The sequence below is a fragment of the Bradyrhizobium sp. USDA 3397 genome, from assembly GCF_054060965.1.
Genome location: NZ_JBSSDS010000001.1, coordinates 2,005,011 through 2,023,401, shown reverse-complemented (window position 1 = coordinate 2,023,401; position 18,391 = coordinate 2,005,011). Strand labels below are relative to the sequence as shown.

Here is an 18,391-nt window from a genome sequence, read left to right as displayed (position 1 = left end):
GCCCGAACTTAATCCGCATTTAACTAAAAGTCGCCTTAATGACGCTCCGACCCTCTGCGAGATGCTGTTCCCGGATCGTGACCAGCGGCACTTCGAAGGGGGACTGAGTGACACCGTCCTGGACGCAAGGCGAATGAGTACGAGTATCGCTGCGCAGAGTAACGCGGCACGGAAGTCCAAGAATTTCTCGAAGACCAATTCGCGGAAATCTTCCCGGAAAATGACCACGACCAATTGGCTTGGCGCCGCGGCGATCGGCTGTGCCGTGATGGGCGCCGGCTGGACTATCCACAGCAACATCTTCGGCGCGAGCGTCTATCCCTCGGTCGGCAGCGTCGGCTACGACGAGCCGGTGATCAAGCGCGCGCCCAGGGTGGTGCTGCGCGAGGCCGGCGAGGCCATCAAGGAAACCTTCGCGCTGCTGCCCGACCGCCTCCAGGTCGCAGCTCCGATCTCGCGCGAAATGTTCAACGAGCGCTTTGCGGCGGCCGCAACGCAGGGCGTGCCGTCGAATGCCACAAGCGCCGCACCCCCGGCGCAGGTCGTTGCGGTGGCCAAAGACGCCCCGAAGCAGGGCGTGATCGCGAAGGTCGCGGAGGCGCTGAAGCCGGCAGCCAAGGGCGCCGACAACGCCGCGGACAAGACCAAGCGCGCGCCGGCTGCCCAGCTGCAACTCGCCTCGGCCGACCCGGCCGAGATCGTGCCGGCGCCCGAAGCCAAGCAAAAATCCTTTGCCGATCGCGCCAAGGCCGCGGTGATGTCGATCACCGCTCCGCGCCAGGCAATGGTGGAAAAGCTGTGGGGCAAGCGCGAAGCGTCCGGCGGGCTGCTCGCCTACGCCTCGGCCGATGCCAGCATCACCGCGTCCATCGCCCCGAAGGAGCAGAACCCGATGTTCGGCGGCGCTCCGCCTTATGAGCGGGACACCGCGGTCTACGACATCACGGCCAAGATGGTGTATCTGCCCGACGGCACCAGGCTCGAGGCGCATTCCGGCCTTGGCGCCAACCGCGACGATCCGGACTCCCGCCGCCTGCGCATGCGCGGCGTGACGCCGCCGCACATCTATACGCTGAAGCCGCGCGAGGCGCTGTTCCACGGCGTGCCGGCGCTGCGCCTCACCCCGATCGGCGGCGAGAGCGCGATCTACGGCCGTGACGGCCTGCTCGCCCACACCTTCATGCTCGGGCCGGGCGGCGATTCCAACGGCTGCGTGTCGTTCAAGGATTACTACGCGTTCCTCGACGCCTACCGCAACAAGGGCATCCGCAAGCTCGCGGTGCTGGCGCGGGTGGAGTGAGGCGTAGCGTGGCCGCCGGTGCGGGCACAGCCAGCTATCGCTTGACGAAGGTGAAGCTGCACGGACGCTGTTCGTTGCGTTTGCCGCTGCCACGACTGCGCTCGAATTGCGCGTCGATCGTGTATGCGTAGGATGAGCCGGGGGCGACGTTGTTGATGGTGTAGGCGCTCGGACCGGTGAGGCCGCGTGCACTGAGCGTGCTCTTCCCATCAGCCGATATCTGACCGTCGATTTCGAGCGTACTGTTCGTACGCGGGTCCCGGTCCTCTGCATGAAATACGCCGTTCGCGACCGTGGCCGACAGCGCGCGGGTATAGCCCAATGCCTTGCCCGAGCTGGCGCAGTTCACGGTGACGTCCCACTTGCCATCGAACGTCTTGTTCTCGCCGCTCGTCGGCGCAAGTGCCACCTTTTGTTTCAGGCTTTCGATCCGCGCCCTGGCCAGATTGGCGAAGGTGCAATTCGGAAAACGTGCGAGGTGATCCTCAAAGGCGCCGACGGTGCCGATTCCATCGGCGGCCCTCCAATGTACTTCCGCGGATGCGCAAGGATCAGGCCGAGATGCACCTTGCGGAGCCGCAACCGTGACCGATACCGGTCCGTTCAGGTAGAACCTCCCGATGATCGACAGCGAAAGCTCCGGGAGCTGGGTCTTGCCGCTGCTCTCGTAGACGTCGCTGCTGATGTCGCGGAAGACATCGCCGATCTCCTGGGGCTGCTCGATGTGCTTGAGGAACGCGGTGGTATAGGGACTGTTGCGGCCGGTGCCATCGGCGGCCACCTGACCTGATTGCGTCGAGAACGACACGATCGTGCCGCGAGGAGCATCGACTTTCGACAGCCCCCGTCCGATCGAGGCGGCGCGCGTCGTGCCGGCGGAACGCTTGAGAGTTTCCGCCAGCGGATTGTCGCGGCAGGAATCCAGCACCAGGATGCGCAGGTTCTTGGCCTGCTGCAGATCGTTCACGATATCGTCGACCCGCACGAAGCGTTTGAGATCCGCCTCATCCGTGAGCACGGCATCGACGGGCATGAGGTAATTCACGCCGTTGTACTGCATCGCATGGCCGCTGTAGTAGAACATGGCAACATCTGCTCGGCTCGCCGCTCGCGCAAAGCGGATGGTCAGGTCCTGCATGTCGGCCTGGCGCAAATCGATGCCCTGGAGCACCTCGAAGCCGCTGCGCCTCAGCGAGGCAGCGACGTCCTCGGCATCATGCAGGGGGTTGGAAAGCTTCGCGGTCGAGACGTAGGCGCCGTTGCCGATGACCAGCGCGACCCGCGTGTCCGCCGATGCCGGAGCAAGGCCCAGCCAGCAGGCGAGGAGAGCGACGCAAGTCCGTGCCAGGCACATTCCGGAAGAAGCACGCATGAATGCCGTCCCAGGAAATATCGAAAAATATCCCTGAGATTAGCGCATGCCGCGCCGACATCAATGCTCTGCCTTGCCTGCGGCGCAGATCGCACCGCATCCCGTCACGCCGCGCTCGCCGCAACGGTCTTGCGCAGCGCCATCTCGGTCGCGATCGCGCGCCGGACCGCGGGGCGGGCCTGCATGCGTTCGAGATAGGCCGCGAGCGATGGCCATTGCGCGATGTCGATCCCTGCCGGACGGAGCAGCAGCAAGGTCCAGGTGAGATGGGCATCGGCCACGGTGAAGCCGTCGCCGACGAGGAATTCGCGGCCCGCCAGATGCGCTGCCGGCACCGACAAGGTCTGCATGATCCTCGCGCGCGGCTTGGCCAGCGAGCCGTCGTCCTTGTACCAGAAGGTCGGAAACAGGAACGCCTTGTGGATCTCGGCGCTGACGAAGCTCAGCCATTCCTGCAGGCGATAACGATCGAAGTCGCCGGGCCGCGGCGCAAGGCGTGCCTCCGGCTTCACATCGGCGATGTATTGCAGCACCGCTGCGCTTTCCGTCAGCCGCTCGCCGTTCTCCAGCACCAGGACCGGCACCGCGCCCTTCGGTGACACGCGGAGGAAATCGCCGCCATCGTCCACGAGCCGCTTGGTCCAGATATGGGCGAGGTGATACTGCGCCTCGATCCCGGCCTCCAGCAGCGCGATGCGGCTCGAGAGCGAGCAGGCCATCGGAAAGAAATAGAGCTGCAGCATCGGGACGGTCTCCTCAGGTCAGTGCGTCGCTCTGCGCGATGATCGCGAAGCGATCCGACAATTCGGCCAGAGCGACCTCGTGAACAATTCTCGCCGGCAGCGTGCCGCCGCGCCCGTCGGGAAGATCGCGCGTGGCGCAGGCGTCGGCCGCGATGGTCGTGCGCAGGCCGAGATCGAGCGCGGCGCGCGCGGTCGAAGACACGCACATATGCGTCATGAACCCCGCGAGCACGATGTTCTTGCGCGCCGTGGCGGCCAGCCGGGCCTGCAGGTCGGTGCCGGCGAAGGCATTCGGCAGCGCCTTCTCGATCACGGGCTCGGTCGCAAGCGGCGTCAGGCGCTCGACGATGGCGCCGCGCGCCGCCTCGCGGTCGAACAGGCCGCCGGCGCGGCCCTTGTGCGCGACGTGGAAGATCGCAGCTTTGCTCTCCCGTGCGCGCGCGAGCAGGCGCGCAGCCGCGGCGATCGCCGCTTGCGCATCGGGCAGGGCGAGCGGGCCGGCGCAATGTCGATCAGAACGAGGCATGTCTCGTTGAGCTGGGGCGGATCGAGATCGGCGCCGGCGAGTTCGAGCAGCGTCTTTGGAGCGGTCATGCCGTCAGGCCCTCGTGAATTCGGATGCGTTGACATTAGCGCAGCAGCAGCCTGCCATTGTGCAGGACTATTGCAGCTGATGGCTGCAAATTTGCAGGCAGCGGCGGCGCCTGCTAGGCTCGCCCGATGAATTGGGACGATCTGCGCATCATCGCTGCGGTCAGGGACGAGGGCACCTATGCCGGCGCCAGCGCGCGGCTGCGCATCGACGAGACCACCGTCGGCCGCAGGCTTGCGCGCATCCAGCGCGATCTCGGCGTGAAGCTGTTCGATGCGGTGGACGGCGTGCGGCGGCCGACGCGCCAGTGCGAGGCGGTGCTCGCGCATGTCGGTGCGATGGCCGCGCATGCGGCGGCGATCGACCGCATCAAGGAAAGCCAGGTCGGCCCGGTCGGGCGGCTGCGCATCGCCTCGACCAATGCGGTCGCCGAGGAGCTGCTGGCGCCGCATGCGAGCAGCTTCCTGCGCGATCATCCGGGACTGACGCTGCAATTCCTCACCGCGAGCGGCAACGTCAAGTTCTCGCGCTGGCAGGCCGATCTCGCCATCCGCCTGCGCAAGCCGGAGAAGGGCGACTTCACCATCTCCAAGCTCGGCGACGTCAGGCTGTACTTCTTCGAGCCCGCGGACCGCGGCGGCAGTGAGCCCATTGCGTGCGTCTATCCGGACGAGCTCGACGCGATTCCGGAAGCGCAGTTCTTGCGTGCGAAGCGGCTGACGAACGTGCGCTGCGTCACCGACAATATCGGCATCATCCGCACCATGATCCAGTCGCATCAGGCCATCGGCGTGCTGCCCGAGCACAGCTGCGGGCCGCTGCTCGCCGACCGCAGCCTGCGCGCCACCCTGCTGCCGAAGCGCCGCGACGTCTGGCTGCTCGTGCAGAACCACCTCAAGCGCGATCCTGCGACACGCGTGACGATCGCGTGGGTGAGGGCGTGCTTCCAGGACGTCTCGCGCAATTGACATCGCATGTTACCGTGATCGTCGCACCACGGCGCAAGCAGATCGAAGTGGACGGAGAAGTTCGGGCGCAGCCGCCGCTAAGTCTGTGTAGTTGGAATGGTCATCGGCCCTTACGTATATGCGACCGATGAACGCAGAAGTAGCAGAGCGTATTGATTGTATCTTTAGCTCCCGCTTTTATGGATGCTACTTCAGCGGGTAGTATTTTTCGGGTGGTGGTCTTCGTGTCATTCAACCCGGTCATTGCCCTAGCCCGCCGTTATTTGCGCTACCAATTCGTAAGCGCCAACAATCATCTCCATAATCGTTCGATGCCTAAGCGGAAGGTGAGTGCGCGTCCCAACTCTCGGGAGACACGCTCGAAAACCAACCTTTCAACTCAGATCATTGGAGGAATTGCATGCCCCATTCGATATTTGCGGCTGGTACCTCGAGGATTGAGACCCGGCATAGAGAATTTGGCACGGAAGTTGTTCATGTGCCCGGATTGAAACCCCATGACCTGATACTTCTAACCCCATACACGCAGAACGGTGGCCCGTCTGGCCCTGAAGGAAAGGGGCCCCTTTATTGCGCCTTCATCAGCGAGAAAAATCAGGAGGCCTTTGAAATTCTCGTTTATGACATTCAGGGTGGCAGATTCAACGTTGTGGTGACCGTGGATTGGGCTGTCGTCCGCCAATAGTGCCCCAGACGATCAGGATCAGTTGTGAATCGACTTGCTGCACTTGATAACTTGCAGGTCGATACAAAAAACTTTGTAGTGCAGCTGCTGCCCTGCTACTGAACAGCAAATCACATTCAATACCGATTTGTGCCCTGGGCCTCGCGCCCGGGGCGTTTTGTTTTGAGCGTAGCGGAGTCGGGTGTGACCGAGAGGAAGCTCGCCACCAAAGGTGTCCCATAAGAGCGGAAAGAATTCTTATTGGGACGCTGCGACTAGGTCCTTTGCACACGAATCTTCAGGGTTCGTTCAAGAGCCTCAAGCCGCCCGGCCGTCCCGCCTATATCTTATTTGAAAGCGAGGGCAGACTGATGCGCGATTGGTGGGCTCCTTGCTCAAGCGACTGCCCGCCCATGTATGCCAATTGTTGCTTCCGGCCTCTGGACCGGCAACGGAAAACACGCGGGCGGCGCAAGGTGCTCCAGCGAAAAGTTCGGAGGCGGGCTGCAATGCAGCAAGCGGCCCTTCACATCGGTGTTGCCGCGGTCTGCGATGAACGCGATCGGCGCGAGGCGCGACCAATTTGAGCTCGTCGGGGATTGAGCGCGCTCGCAGGTTGCGTCATCCTGGAGCCGCAACGTCTTGATCAGGGAAGGCACATGACCGTTCTTCAGGAATCGATCCGCCCCGCAGCACGATCCAGCGACTGGAAGGCGATCGTCGTCCTGATCCTCATGATCCCGGTGCTGTGGTCGCCGGTGATCCTGTTTCGCTTCGTCCTGTATCAGCCGTTCAACATTCCGTCCGGTTCGATGACACCGGCGCTGATGGTCGGCGACTACGTCTTCGCCGCGAAATATCCCTACGGGTATGGCCGCTATTCACTCCCTTTCGCGTCGTCCTGGATCTCGGGCCGCATCCTCGCCGCCGATCCCGAATACGGAGATATCGTGGTATTCCGGACGGCGAAGGACAGTTCTGCCGACTACGTCAAGCGCGTCGTCGGCCTGCCCGGAGACCGCATCCAGATGCGGCAGGGCCGCCTCATCCTCAACGATCGCCCGGTGACCCGCGTCGCCCTGGAAGCGACATTTGCCGACGAGGCCTGCGGCGTGGACGACGGTGCGGCCGTCAAGCGCTGGCGCGAGACGCTGCCGAGCGGCGCGTCCTATGTGACATATGACTGCCTCGACGACGGCTATCTTGACAACACCAACGTCTTCACCGTGCCGCCGGGCCACATCTTCGTGCTCGGCGACAACCGCGACAATTCCACCGACAGCCGCATGTCGACATTCGGCTTCGTGCCGATGGACAATCTCATCGGCAAGGTGACGCGGATCTTCTGGTCGCTCGACGAAGACGGCGAGCCGCGCTTCGAGCGGATCGGGAAGGCGGAGTGAGGGGGAGCCTTTCCGCCGTCATTCCGGGGCGCGCCCTCTTGGGCGCGAGCCCGGAATCCATAATCACAGCCAGATGGAGTGGGCCCGCTATGCCCGTCGCCCGTGAGTTTCGTGGTTATGGATTCCGGGCTCGCGCCCAAGGGGCGCGCCCCGGAATGACTGGTTGAGAGAACAGAGGCCCCCCAAAACAAAAACCCCGGCATCGCTGCCGGGGTTTCGTAGTTCTCGAGGTGGTTGGACCTCAGAAATCCATGCCGCCCATGCCGCCGCCCGGGGGCATCGCCGGGCCGGCGCCGCCCTTCTTGGGCAGCTCGGCGACCATGGCTTCCGTGGTGATCAGGAGCGCGGCCACCGAGGCAGCGTTCTGGATCGCGGTACGGACCACCTTGGTTGGGTCGATGATGCCCTTCTTGACGAGGTCGGCATATTCGCCGGTCTGGGAGTCGAAGCCGTAATTGTAGGCCTTGTTCTCCAGGATCTTGCCGACGATCACCGAGCCGTCTTCACCGGCGTTGATCGCGATCTGGCGAGCGGGGGCCGACAGCGCCTTGCGCACGATCTCGACTCCGGTCTTCTGGTCGTCGTTCTTGGTGCGCAGACCCTTGAGCTGCTCGGAGGCACGGAGCAGAGCGACGCCGCCGCCCGGAACGATGCCTTCTTCCACGGCTGCGCGGGTCGCATGCATCGCGTCATCAACGCGATCCTTGCGCTCCTTCACCTCGACCTCGGTCGCGCCGCCGACGCGGATCACCGCGACGCCGCCCGCGAGCTTGGCAAGACGCTCCTGGAGCTTCTCACGGTCGTAGTCCGAGGTGGTCTCCTCGATCTGCGCCTTGATCTGGGCCACGCGCGCCTCGATGTCGGCCTTCTTGCCGGCGCCGTTGACGATCGTGGTGTTCTCCTTGTCGATCATCACCTTCTTGGCGCGACCGAGCATGTTGAGCGTGACGTTCTCGAGCTTGATGCCGAGGTCTTCCGAGATCGCCTGGCCGCCGGTCAGGATCGCGATGTCCTGCAGCATGGCCTTGCGGCGATCGCCGAAGCCCGGAGCCTTGACGGCCGCGACCTTCAGGCCGCCGCGCAGGCGGTTCACGACCAGGGTCGCCAGGGCTTCGCCTTCGACGTCCTCGGCGACGATGACCAGCGGCTTGCCGGTCTGCACCACGGCCTCGAGCAGCGGCAGCAGCTCGTTCAGCGAGGAGAGCTTCTTCTCGTTGATGAGGATGTAGGCGTCGTCCATCTCAACGCGCATCTTGTCGGCGTTGGTGACGAAGTAGGGCGAGATGTAGCCGCGGTCGAACTGCATGCCCTCGACCACGTCGAGCTCGGTCTCGAGCGACTTGGCTTCCTCGACGGTGATGACGCCCTCGTTGCCGACCTTCTTCATGGCGTCGGCGAGGAACTTGCCGATCTCGGCATCGCCGTTCGCCGAGATGGTGCCGACCTGGGCGATCTCGTCGTTCGAGGTGACCTTCTTCGAGTTCTTCTCGAGGTCGGCCACGACGGCTTCGACCGCGAGGTCGATACCACGCTTGAGGTCCATCGGGTTCATGCCGGCGGCGACCGACTTGGCGCCTTCCTTCACGATCGCCTGGGCGAGCACAGTGGCGGTGGTGGTGCCGTCGCCGGCGGCGTCAGCGGACTTGGAGGCGACTTCGCGCACCATCTGCGCGCCCATGTTCTCGAACTTGTCGTCGAGCTCGATCTCCTTGGCGACGGTGACGCCGTCCTTGGTGATGCGAGGAGCGCCGAACGACTTGTCGAGCACGACGTTGCGGCCCTTGGGACCGAGCGTGACCTTCACCGCGTTGGCGAGAACGTCGACGCCGCGCAGCATCTTGTCGCGCGCTTCAACCGAGAATTTGACTTCTTTGGCTGCCATCTGGAGTTTTCCTTAGGTGAGTTTGACTGGAGGGAGGAGAGGGGCTCTTAAGCCGCCTTCTTCTTGGACTCGCTGACTTCGAGAACGCCCATCACGTCGCTCTCCTTCATGATCAGCAAGTCCTGGCCGTCGATCTTGACCTCGGTGCCGGACCACTTGCCGAACAGCACGCGGTCGCCGACCTTCAGGTCGATCGGGATCAGCTTGCCAGCTTCGTCGCGGCCACCGGGGCCAACGGCGACGACTTCGCCCTGGGAGGGCTTTTCCTTGGCAGTGTCGGGAATGATGATGCCGCCAGCGGTCTTCTCTTCTGCGTCGATGCGCTTGACCACGACGCGGTCGTGAAGCGGACGGAATTTCATGCAGTCCTCCTAAGCAATTGCACGTGTTGAGGATTTTGAGATTGTTAGCAGTCGTTGCCCGTGAGTGCTAGCACGGGCGAGCCTGAAATAGGACAGGAATTTTGCGGGGGCAAGGGTTTGTAGCAGAAAAATTAGCAGCCGAAAGCGCGGACTGCCAGAAACCCCTCGCCATCGTTAACCGCCTTGGAGGCCTCTCGACGCCTCTTGGGTGACCGTATTAGCACGGAGTCGTCTCTGCTGCTAAAGCATTGAATTTCAACAGCTTGTTAAACTTTTGGGCTTGAGATGAGTTGTCAGTTTGCGTCACATTTCTCTCATGTGAGCGCATCGTTTCCGGGTGGCTCCCCGGGGCACGGACCAAGCCACTCGCCGGATGCGCTCCTGCAAAGGAGGTTTGGCATGGGACTGCGCGTTGGGGGCGTTTCCGAGGAATTCCGGAAACAGATGCTGGGCTACGGGCTGACGACGGCACAAATTCTCTATCGGATGCCGGATCATCCCTCGCTGCTCCAGACCTATGTCTGGCAGAACTACGACATGTTTCCGAAATTCCCCGCGCTGACCGATTTCCTGGCGTTCTGGCAGGAGAAGCTCGACGGTCCCCTCCATTCGGTGACGGTGGCCCATTCCAAGCTGATCAAGCCGGCCGAGCTTCGCGCCGTCGACGGCGTGTTCCGTCTGCATTGAACGGAGCACCGGTCTCGTAGGGTGGGCAAAGGCGCGCTCTTCGCGCGCCGTGCCCACCGTCTGTTTCCGATTGAGAGAAGTCGTGGGCACGCTGCGCTTTGCCCACCCTACGATGTCACGCACCGACAGCGCCGTTGCAATAGCGTGTCCACATCGCGCGATAGGCCGCGTCCACCGCTTGTGCATATGAGATGGGGTTGCCCGCGGCCGCGGCGTTGATCGTTGCGGGCAGTTCGCGGCGCAATTTGTCGAGCTCGCCGATCTCGGCCGCGCGGCTGGCCGCGATCTCGACATAGGCCTCCTCGCTGTCGGCGACCCAGTCCGGCAGGCCAAGTGCGGTGAGGATGGCGCCGGCAGCGCGGCCGGGCAGGCTGTTGCCGAGCTTCGCCACCACGGGCACGCCCATCTGCAGGGCTTCCCATGTGCTGACGCCGCCGTTCTGCGGGAACGGATCGAGAGCAATATCGATGCGATTGAACGATGCCAGATGCTCGTCGCGCAAGGTGGCCCCGAGCAGATCGACGCGTTCGGCCGGCAATCGGCAGGCCGCAAATCGCGCCAGCAGCTTGTCGCGGACCAGCTGGTCGTCGAGCGCAACGTCCTTGATCAGGAGGCGCGAGCCCGGCACCCACTCGAGGATCCTGGACCAGACTGCCGCCGCCTCGTCCGAGATCTTGCTGATGCGGTTGAAGACACCGAACGTGACGAAGCCGTTCGAGAGAGCCGGCGTTGCGGCTCGCGCAATCCCGGCCGGCAGCGGCGCCAGCGTCACGAAGCACGGCAGGTCGACCACCTTCTCTGCAAACAGATGCCGAACCTCGTGCGGAATCCCGACCGGATCCGAGAACAGATAGTCGATCGCCGGCAACCCGGTGCCGGTGCCGTGGCCCCAGCCGTGCGCCTGGATCGGTGCCGGCTTGCGCGCAAATACGCCGAGGCGGTTTCCTCTTGTATGGCCGGACAGATCGATCAGGATATCGATGCGATCGGCGCGAATCTGGACGGCAAGGCGATCGTCGCTCCATTGCGAGGCGTCGCGCCAGCGATCGGAAATGCCTTGAAATTCGCGTGTCGTCGCATCCACTCTCGCCGAGCACGAATAGCAAACGATTTCGAACTGGGCGCGGTCGTGGTGTTGCAGGACAGGCTTGAAGATGAACGCAGCCGAATGCGCGTTGAAGTCTGAGGAGACGTAGCCCAGCACCAGGCGACGATCCGGATCGCGGCTGTTGTCATGCGGTGCCGCCGCTTCTGAAGCGATTTTCGCCCCGATCCGCTCCCACCATACGCGTCGCGCCTGCTGATGCCGCTCGACGCTGGCGTCCGGCACGAAATCGAGCGTGAAGATCTTGCTGGAGATCGCACTCTCGAGGTCGGGCCTGATGTCGAGGGCTCTGTCGAAACTGGCGAGGGCTTCGTCGACCCGGCCCAGTCCGGCAAGACAAAGGCCCAGCACCAGATGAGCTTGATCGGAATCGGGCGCGATCGCGAGCGCCTTCTCGCAATCGGATAGTGCCTGGGCCACCTGCCGGGTCTGGAGCAAGACATTGGCGCGCCAAAGCCATCCGTTCACGTCGTCAGGGGCGAGGGCGATTGCCCGGTTGCAATCCGCCATGGCCTCGTCGAATCGCTGCAACTCCCGGAGTGCCACGGCGCGGTTCGCCAGCGCCGCCGCATAGTCGGGCTTGATCGCGAGCGCGCGGTTCAGGCTTGCAAGAGCCTCGTCGTAGTTGCGCAGACGGCAGAGCGCAGAGCCACGGCCGTTGTAGGCTTCGGCAAGATTTGCGTCGATGGCGAGCGCCCGATCGTAGCTGTCGAGCGCTTCCTGGTAGCGATCAAGGGCCGCGCTCGCGTTCCCGAGGTTGGAGAGGGCGAGGGCGTAGTTGGGCCGCAAGGCGAGGGCCTTGCGGTAGCTCTCGCGGGCCTCAGCGTGACGTTTCAGCCCGTTCAGCGCGACGCCCAGACTCATATGGGCTTCGGCCGAGCGCGGATCCGCGGCAACCGCCCGGCTCAGCAGGATCTCGGCCTGCTGATAATTCCCAGCATCGGACTCCAACGCGCCGAGCATATGCAGCGCGATGAATTGATTGGGCGCGATCTGCAGGAGCTGGCGATAGGCAGCCTTGGCTTCGGAGAGGCGGCCCTTCTTGTGCAACTCGAGCGCTTGCCCGAGCAACGGCAGCACGTCGGCCTGTTGCCGCTTCTGAAGCCGGGCATTTTGAAATGCACGCTGACCGACATTGCTGCCCATGAATCAATTCCCCGAATGTCCCGGCGAGACTAGTTGAACGCGAGAACGAAGACGAGACGACCCCCGCCCGCCACGACAGCTTGGGGCAAGCTACGATCGACAACGCGATCGCGTGACTGGGCAACATCCTCTTACCCTCCCCTGGAGGGGGAGGGTCGATCGCGCGAAGCGCGAGCGGGGTGGGGTGATCTCTCCACACGGGCAGTATGCGACGTGGAGAGACCGTCACCCCACCCCGTCTCACATTTCGCTGCGCTCAATGTGAACCGACCCTCCCCCTCCAGGGGAGGGTATGATCGCGGATGCGGCGCTACTCAACCCAACGAGCTCTGCAATTGCTGCCTCGCGCGGGACTAGGGTAAGCTGGCGTACAAGCCATACCCGTGCGACGGGCGCGGCTCAGAACAGGGAGGCACACAATGGCCAAGCAAAAGGCATCGAGGCCCGCATTGAAGACCGCGGTGAAGAAGCGGAGCGGCGCCAAGGCGGCGGCGCGATCCTCGGCACGCAAGGTCGTGAAGGCGAAGGCGCGTAGCGCCGCTGCGAAAAAGCCCGCACGTCCGAAGCAGCGCATCGCCGTCAGCCATCACCGCGAGGAAGACTTCAAGGCCGACGGCCTGCGCGCCTACGCGAAGTATCGCGATCTCGGCATCGCCGAGGCGACCCATGGCCTCGCGCAGGCGCATGTGATCCGCTTGCAAGGCCCCTGCAATCCGGCCGAGGTCTCCAAGCTCCACTATCACGACGTCGAATTCCAGATGGTCTACGTGCTCAAGGGCTGGGTGAAGACCTATATGGAAGGCCAGGGCGAGACCTTGATGCAGCAAGGCAGCGCCTGGACCCAGCCGCCGAAGATCAGGCACATGATCCTGGACTATTCGGACGACGTGGAGCTGCTGGAGGTGATCCTCCCCGCTGAGTTCAAGACGGTGGAGCTGAAGGCGTAAGCGCAACTCTCGATCGCTAAAATGCGGTCGATCCGAGAAACCGGGCGGTCAGCAATCGGGATGATTTCAGCCGCCCCGCAAGCCTGGCGCTAACCAGTCGAAAATACCTCTCGCGTCAACTCAAGGCTGTGACAACGCGGGAGATGCTTCATGGCGACCAACACTTTTGGCCGACGCGGCACCGTGGCGCCAGCTCCAACAGCATCGTTTCGACCCGCCGCCGCGCCGATCGTCATAGAGAAGCCCTCCTCAAGCGAGGAGACGCTGTTTGCCGACAACAAGCTTCTGGCCGACATTCCCTTCCTCACCATCGGCCTGATCTTCGGTCTGCTCCTGATCTTCGTTCTGCAACGTAGTCTCGCCATCGACATCGCGCGAGACGGCGACCTCGATGTCCGCTCGTTGATCGCTCAAGGCGCGTCCGGCTACGATCTCGTCGTCGGACGGGGGGAGTGGTGGCGGATCGGCCTTGCACCGCTTCTGCATGGCAGCGGATGGCACCTCGTGAGCAATTGCGTTGCGCTGTTCATCGTCGGCGTCAGGCTGGAGTCGCTGATCGGCCGCGGCTGGTTTGCGCTGATCTTCGTTGCCAGTGCACTGGCCGGAGAGGCCGGCTCGCTGCTGGGCAACGGTCCCGGCACGGTCGGCGTCGGTGCATCGGGCGCCATCACCGGGCTGATCGCCGCGCTGTTCGTGGCGAGCTTCGATCCCGAAGCGGACGCCGATCAAACTATATCGCGGCTGAAGACGTCGCTGTTTTTCGGCGTTCCCGCACTGCTGCCAATGGCCTTTGGTGCGTCCGGCAACGTCAACTATTACGCCCATGCAGGTGGCGCCGTGGCCGGCGCCGCGCTCGCCGTCACGCCGTGGCTCGCCTTCTGGTCCTATGACAGCCTGCCGCGGAGCGCGAGCATGACCTTGTTGGCAGGATCCATCGGATCTCTCATCTGCGCCGGCTTCGCCGCCGCGCATTATTCGGCCTACATGGCCGATGCCGCGCACTATATCCGCGCCTCGGAAGTGCCGATGAAGGGCGATGAGATGGCCAGCCGGTCGCTCGATCTCGTTAATCGCTACCCGAAAGACGCGCGGGCTCACGTCTACCGTGCCGTCTTCTTCCTGGAACAAGCGGATATCAAGGCCGCCGAGAGGGAAGCGCAAACCGCCATGTCGCTCGCAGCTTCGGATGTGGCGGGTGGGCCGGTCCGCTCCGGGGCGCAGGGCTTGATGGCGGTGTTGCTGTGGGTGCAGGGTCGAACCGACGAGGCAAAGGCCATGGCGGCCGAGCCGTGCCGTGCCAAGATGCCTGAGGTGCGTCGCATCCTGCAGAAGTCGAAATTGTGCGGTTGAGGCCTATACTCCTTCGGTCGTCATTGCGAGCGCAGCGAAGCAATCCAGAAATGTATCCGCAGAGGCAGTCTGGATTGCTTCGTCGCAAGAGCTCCTCGCAATGACGGTGGAGAGAGACCTACGCCAACACCCCCACCACCGCTCCCATCAGACACGTCGTGAGCGTCCCCGACACGATCGACTTCAGCCCCAGCGCATTGATCTCCTCGCGCCGCTCCGGCGCCATCACCCCTAAGCCGCCGATCATGATGCCGAGGCTGGCGAAATTGGCGAAGCCGCACATCGCATAGAGCATGATCAGGCGCGAGCGCGGATCGAGCGTATCGGGCGGCAGCTTCGAGAAGTCGACATAGGCGATCAATTCGTTCAGCACCGTCTTGGTGCCCATCAGGCTGCCGGCGGTGATCGCCTGATCCCACGGCAACCCCATCAGCCAGCACACCGGCGCCATGACGAGGCCGAGCAGCCGCTGCAGCGAGATCGCGGCGCCGCCGACGTGTGGGAGCAGGCCGAGGATTGCGTTGACGAGATAGACCAGCGCCACCAGCACCAGCAGCATCGCGACGATGTTGATCAGCAGCTCGATGCCCGCGCTGGTGCCTTTCACGATCGCGTCCATCGTGCTGACGACCTCCGTTTGCGGATCCTCCAGCGCGCCGCCGGTGCGCTTGTCGGAGGTTTCAGGCACCATGATCAGGCTGATCAGGATCGCCGCCGGCGCGCCGAGCACCGAGGCGATGACGAAATGTGCGGCGGCGTCGGGAATAAGCGGGGCCAGCAGCGTCGCATAGAGCACCAGCACCGTGCCGGCGATGCCGGCCATGCCGCCGGTCATGACCAGGAACAACTCGCTGCGCGTCATCTGTGCCAGATACGGCCGCACGAACAGCGGTGCCTCGACCATGCCGAGGAAGATGTTGGCAGCGGTCGAAAGCCCGACCGCGCCGCCGACGCCGAGCGTGCGCTCCAGCAGCCAGGCCATGCCGCGGACGATCGGTGGCAGCACGCGCCAATAGAACAGCAGCGTCGTGAGCACGCTCATGACCAGCACGATCGGCAGCGCCTGGAACGCCAAAATGAAGTCCGCGCCCGGCGCCTTCAGATCGAACGGCAGGGGTCCGCCGCCGATATAGCCGAACACGAACGCGGAGCCGGCCCGCGAGGCCGCCGAGATCGCGCCGACCGCCTCGTTGATGGCGCCGAAGGCATGAGCGACGACCGGCAGCTTCAGCAGCACGAGGGCGGTGACGAAGGTCGCGGCGAGGCCGATCGCCGCCTGGCGCAGCGACACGGCGCGCCGATTCTCCGCCAGCGCGAAGGCGATCAGCAGCAATGCGAAAATGCCGAGTGCAGATTGCAGGCGCAGCATGATGTCCCAAGCCCCTCGATGATTATGGCCGTGCCTGCGCTGCAAAGGCAATGCCGACGGGGCGGGGAAGCGGGCCGCGTTGTTGGGGCTCCGCTCTCTTCGCGTCATTGCGAGGAGCTCTTGCGACGAAGCAATCCAGAATCTCACCGCGGCGGCAGCCTGGATTGCTTCGCTGCGCTCGCAATGACGATTGTTGAGATGGCGTGGAGACTTAACTCGCGTCACACCCGCGGCCCGGCAGCAGCAGGCGCCTCTTGACGCCTACTGTGCATGGGGTTGTTTTCGCGTTTTTTGTTCAGCCCCGCCCCACGAACGGCATCTTGGTCGCCATGACAGTCATGGTCAGCACGTTGGCATCGAGCGGCAGGCTGGCCATGTAGGCCACGGCGTCGCCGACGGCCTTGGCGTCCATGCGCGGCTCGTGCTTGGTGGTGCCGTCGGGCTGCAGCACGCCGGGGCCGTTGACCATGCGGTCGGTCATCGGGGTTGCGGCATTGCCGATGTCGACCTGGCCGACGGCGATGTCGTACATGCGGCCGTCGAGATTAGAGGCCTTGGTGAGGCCGGTGATGGCGTGCTTGGTCGAGGTATAGGCCGCCGAGAACGGCCGCGGCGCGTGCGCCGAGATCGAGCCGTTGTTGATGATGCGGCCGCCGCGCGGGGTCTGGTCCTTCATGATGCGGAAGGCGTGCTGGGTGCACAGGAACGGGCCGGTGAGGTTGGTGTTCACCACGGCCTGCCATTGCTCAAGGCTGAGGTCCTCGAAGTTGACGGCCGGCGCGCCCATGCCGGCATTGTTGAAGAGCACGTCGAGCCGGCCATAGGTCGCCTTCACCTTGTCGAACAGCGCGGCGATGGAGTCCGGCTTGGTCATGTCGGCGGTGACGCAGAGGCTTTTTCCCGCGGGACCGAGCTTTGCAGTCTCCTCGAGCATGTCGAGCCGGCGGCCTGCGAGCACCACGGTGAAGCCACTGTTCATCAGCGCCAGCGACGCCGCGCGCCCGACGCCGGTGCCGGCGCCCGTCACCAATGCGATCTTTTTCGCTTCACTCATCGTTTCCTGCCTTCTCTCTTCTGCTGTCAGGTTTTGGGTTCTTTGTCGTTCTTGTAGGGCGGGCGCGGAATGTTCTGATGAGCCGCGCGCAAGGCCGCCGACCAGCGCGAGCGAAGGTCGTGGAAATAGGGCTCGCCCGCCTCGATGCGATGGTTGAGATCGGCTTCGCAGGCGTCGGTGCGCACCACCAGCACGTCGATCGGCAGGCCGACGCCGAGATTCGAGCGCATCGTCGAATCCATCGAGATCAGGCCGGTCTTCAGCGCCTCATAGAGCTCGACGTCGTAATGCATGGCGCGGTCGAGCACCGGCTTGCCGTATTTGTGCTCGCCGATCTGCAAGTAAGGCGTGTCGGTGGTGCACTCGATGAAATTGCCGGCGGTGTAGACCATGAACAGGCGCATCCGCGCGCCCTTGATCTGGCCGCCGAACAGAAAGGAGACGTCGAAGGACACGTCCTCGGATTTCAGCGCCGGCCCTTCGGTGGCGTGCACCGCCCGGATCGCCCGGCCGATGCGCTGGGCGGCCTGGAACATGGTCGGCGCGTTCATCAGCGTCTCGATCTCGCCCGTATTGGGGTCTTCGAGGCCCTCGGTCAGCGTCGACAGCACCGACTGGCTGATGGCGAGGTTGCCGGCACTGGCGATCGCCATGATGCGCTCGCCGGGCTTGGAGAAGATGTGCAGCTTGCGGAAGGTCGAGACGTTGTCGAGGCCGGCATTGGTGCGGGTATCGGCGATCATCACCAGACCGTCCCGAACCAGGATTCCGCAGCAATAGGTCATTTCCAGTCCCCGAACGCGTTTGCGCGGAATTACTAGCCAATTTCAGGGAGCCATGAAACCCCCGATTCCCGCGGGGGAAGGCTGTCATTCCGGGGCGCGACGAAGTCGCGAGCCCGGAATCCATCGAGCCGCAGCGTTGGTGGATAAATGGATTCCGGGCTCGCGCGACGCGCCCCGGAATGACGAGCAAGGTACGCTGCGGCGACCGCCCACCTCAACCCGCCGCATCCACCAGAAACACCTCGTCAACCGGCACGCCGAGCGCCGTCACCAGCCGGTTCGTCTCCGCGGCCATGCCCACGATGGCGAGCAGTTCGCCATATTCGGCCTCGGTCATGCCCCTGGCCCGTGCGGCGGCCGTGTGCGAGTGGATGCAATAACTGCAGCCGTGCGCGACCGACACCGCGACGTAGAGCATTTCCTTGACCTTGGGATCGAGCGCGCCGGGAGCCATCACCTCCTTGATGCTCTCCCAGGTTCGCCGCAGCGTCTTCGGATCATGCGCCAGCGCGCGCCAGAAATTGTTGACGAAGTCCGATTTCCGCACCTTGCGGATGTCGTCGAAGACGGCGCGCGCTTCAGCCGAGAGTTCATCATCCGAAAGCAGTTTCACAGTCGCCATGGCTACCTCGCGGGTCTCATCCGATCCCGCGATTGTAGCA

At 63.9% G+C, this 18,391-nt stretch carries 16 protein-coding genes and 1 pseudogene; 7 read left to right on the top strand and 10 right to left on the bottom strand.

The genetic code is table 11. The features are described 5' to 3' along the window. Window positions 1–220 precede the first annotated feature (220 nt). Complete coding sequence (locus ACVWYQ_RS09590; RefSeq protein ID WP_225139793.1) at window positions 221–1,300, top strand: tlde1 domain-containing protein; 1,080 nt, start codon at window positions 221–223, stop codon at window positions 1,298–1,300. A gap of 34 nt (window positions 1,301–1,334) precedes the next feature. Here the strand turns inward: ACVWYQ_RS09590 and ACVWYQ_RS09585 are convergent, their stop codons facing one another. From ACVWYQ_RS09585 to ACVWYQ_RS09575, 3 genes and pseudogenes are all read right to left on the bottom strand, one after another. Further along, on the bottom strand, window positions 1,335–2,672 hold the full coding sequence (locus tag ACVWYQ_RS09585; RefSeq protein WP_271544813.1) for a caspase family protein: 1,338 nt from the start codon (window positions 2,670–2,672) through the stop codon (window positions 1,335–1,337). Between the two features lie 104 nt (window positions 2,673–2,776). Then, window positions 2,777–3,415, bottom strand: coding sequence for a glutathione binding-like protein (locus tag ACVWYQ_RS09580; RefSeq protein WP_271544811.1), 639 nt, complete (start codon window positions 3,413–3,415; stop codon window positions 2,777–2,779). Between the two features lie 13 nt (window positions 3,416–3,428). Next, window positions 3,429–4,009: pseudogene (locus tag ACVWYQ_RS09575) on the bottom strand (isochorismatase family protein). Window positions 4,010–4,135: 126 nt separating this feature from the next. Between ACVWYQ_RS09575 and ACVWYQ_RS09570 the strand changes: the two are divergent. The 3 genes from ACVWYQ_RS09570 (at window position 4,136) to lepB (ending at window position 7,042) form a co-directional block, all read left to right on the top strand. Next, window positions 4,136–4,975 carry a LysR family transcriptional regulator gene (locus ACVWYQ_RS09570; RefSeq protein ID WP_456725591.1) on the top strand — a complete coding sequence of 280 codons (840 nt, stop codon included), beginning with the start codon at window positions 4,136–4,138 and terminating at the stop codon, window positions 4,973–4,975. A gap of 400 nt (window positions 4,976–5,375) precedes the next feature. After that, window positions 5,376–5,660 (top strand): hypothetical protein, encoded by a 285-nt coding sequence (locus tag ACVWYQ_RS09565; RefSeq protein WP_456725590.1) that lies wholly within the window; start codon window positions 5,376–5,378, stop codon window positions 5,658–5,660. A gap of 638 nt (window positions 5,661–6,298) precedes the next feature. Continuing rightward, complete coding sequence (gene lepB, locus ACVWYQ_RS09560; RefSeq protein ID WP_404540046.1) at window positions 6,299–7,042, top strand: signal peptidase I; 744 nt, start codon at window positions 6,299–6,301, stop codon at window positions 7,040–7,042. 241 nt (window positions 7,043–7,283) lie between these two features. Here lepB and groL read toward each other — a convergent pair whose 3' ends face one another. Together groL and ACVWYQ_RS09550 are read right to left on the bottom strand one after the other, a co-directional pair. Beyond that, the gene (gene groL / locus ACVWYQ_RS09555) at window positions 7,284–8,924 is read right to left on the bottom strand and encodes a chaperonin GroEL (RefSeq protein ID WP_057029537.1); all 1,641 of its coding nucleotides are present in this window, start codon (window positions 8,922–8,924) and stop codon (window positions 7,284–7,286) included. A gap of 47 nt (window positions 8,925–8,971) precedes the next feature. After that, window positions 8,972–9,286 (bottom strand): co-chaperone GroES, encoded by a 315-nt coding sequence (locus tag ACVWYQ_RS09550; RefSeq protein WP_025037205.1) that lies wholly within the window; start codon window positions 9,284–9,286, stop codon window positions 8,972–8,974. A 399-nt stretch (window positions 9,287–9,685) separates the two neighbouring features. On the opposite strand from ACVWYQ_RS09550, the gene ACVWYQ_RS09545 reads away from it, so the two are divergent. Beyond that, a complete protein-coding gene (locus tag ACVWYQ_RS09545; RefSeq protein ID WP_036015394.1) occupies window positions 9,686–9,973 on the top strand; it encodes an usg protein in 288 nt (95 codons plus the stop codon). A gap of 115 nt (window positions 9,974–10,088) precedes the next feature. Here the strand turns inward: ACVWYQ_RS09545 and ACVWYQ_RS09540 are convergent, their stop codons facing one another. Next, window positions 10,089–12,224 carry an O-linked N-acetylglucosamine transferase, SPINDLY family protein gene (locus ACVWYQ_RS09540; protein ID WP_404540050.1) on the bottom strand — a complete coding sequence of 712 codons (2,136 nt, stop codon included), beginning with the start codon at window positions 12,222–12,224 and terminating at the stop codon, window positions 10,089–10,091. Between the two features lie 419 nt (window positions 12,225–12,643). On the opposite strand from ACVWYQ_RS09540, the gene ACVWYQ_RS09535 reads away from it, so the two are divergent. Next, on the top strand, window positions 12,644–13,171 hold the full coding sequence (locus ACVWYQ_RS09535) for a cupin domain-containing protein (RefSeq protein ID WP_404540053.1): 528 nt from the start codon (window positions 12,644–12,646) through the stop codon (window positions 13,169–13,171). A gap of 150 nt (window positions 13,172–13,321) precedes the next feature. Then, window positions 13,322–14,521 carry a rhomboid family intramembrane serine protease gene (locus tag ACVWYQ_RS09530; protein WP_404540056.1) on the top strand — a complete coding sequence of 400 codons (1,200 nt, stop codon included), beginning with the start codon at window positions 13,322–13,324 and terminating at the stop codon, window positions 14,519–14,521. Window positions 14,522–14,639: 118 nt separating this feature from the next. Here ACVWYQ_RS09530 and ACVWYQ_RS09525 read toward each other — a convergent pair whose 3' ends face one another. The 4 genes from ACVWYQ_RS09525 to ACVWYQ_RS09510 all read right to left on the bottom strand — a co-directional run bounded on the left by ACVWYQ_RS09525 (window position 14,640) and on the right by ACVWYQ_RS09510 (window position 18,351). Next, window positions 14,640–15,890, bottom strand: a complete 1,251-nt coding sequence (locus tag ACVWYQ_RS09525; protein ID WP_404540059.1) for a NupC/NupG family nucleoside CNT transporter — start codon at window positions 15,888–15,890, stop codon at window positions 14,640–14,642. A gap of 295 nt (window positions 15,891–16,185) precedes the next feature. Next, entirely contained in the window at window positions 16,186–16,944 is a 759-nt protein-coding gene (locus ACVWYQ_RS09520) for an SDR family oxidoreductase (RefSeq protein ID WP_275511250.1), read from the bottom strand. A 26-nt stretch (window positions 16,945–16,970) separates the two neighbouring features. Next, a complete protein-coding gene (locus ACVWYQ_RS09515) occupies window positions 16,971–17,729 on the bottom strand; it encodes a proteasome-type protease (RefSeq protein ID WP_025037198.1) in 759 nt (252 codons plus the stop codon). Window positions 17,730–17,943: 214 nt separating this feature from the next. Then, a complete protein-coding gene (locus tag ACVWYQ_RS09510; protein ID WP_456725589.1) occupies window positions 17,944–18,351 on the bottom strand; it encodes a carboxymuconolactone decarboxylase family protein in 408 nt (135 codons plus the stop codon). Window positions 18,352–18,391: the final 40 nt, after the last annotated feature.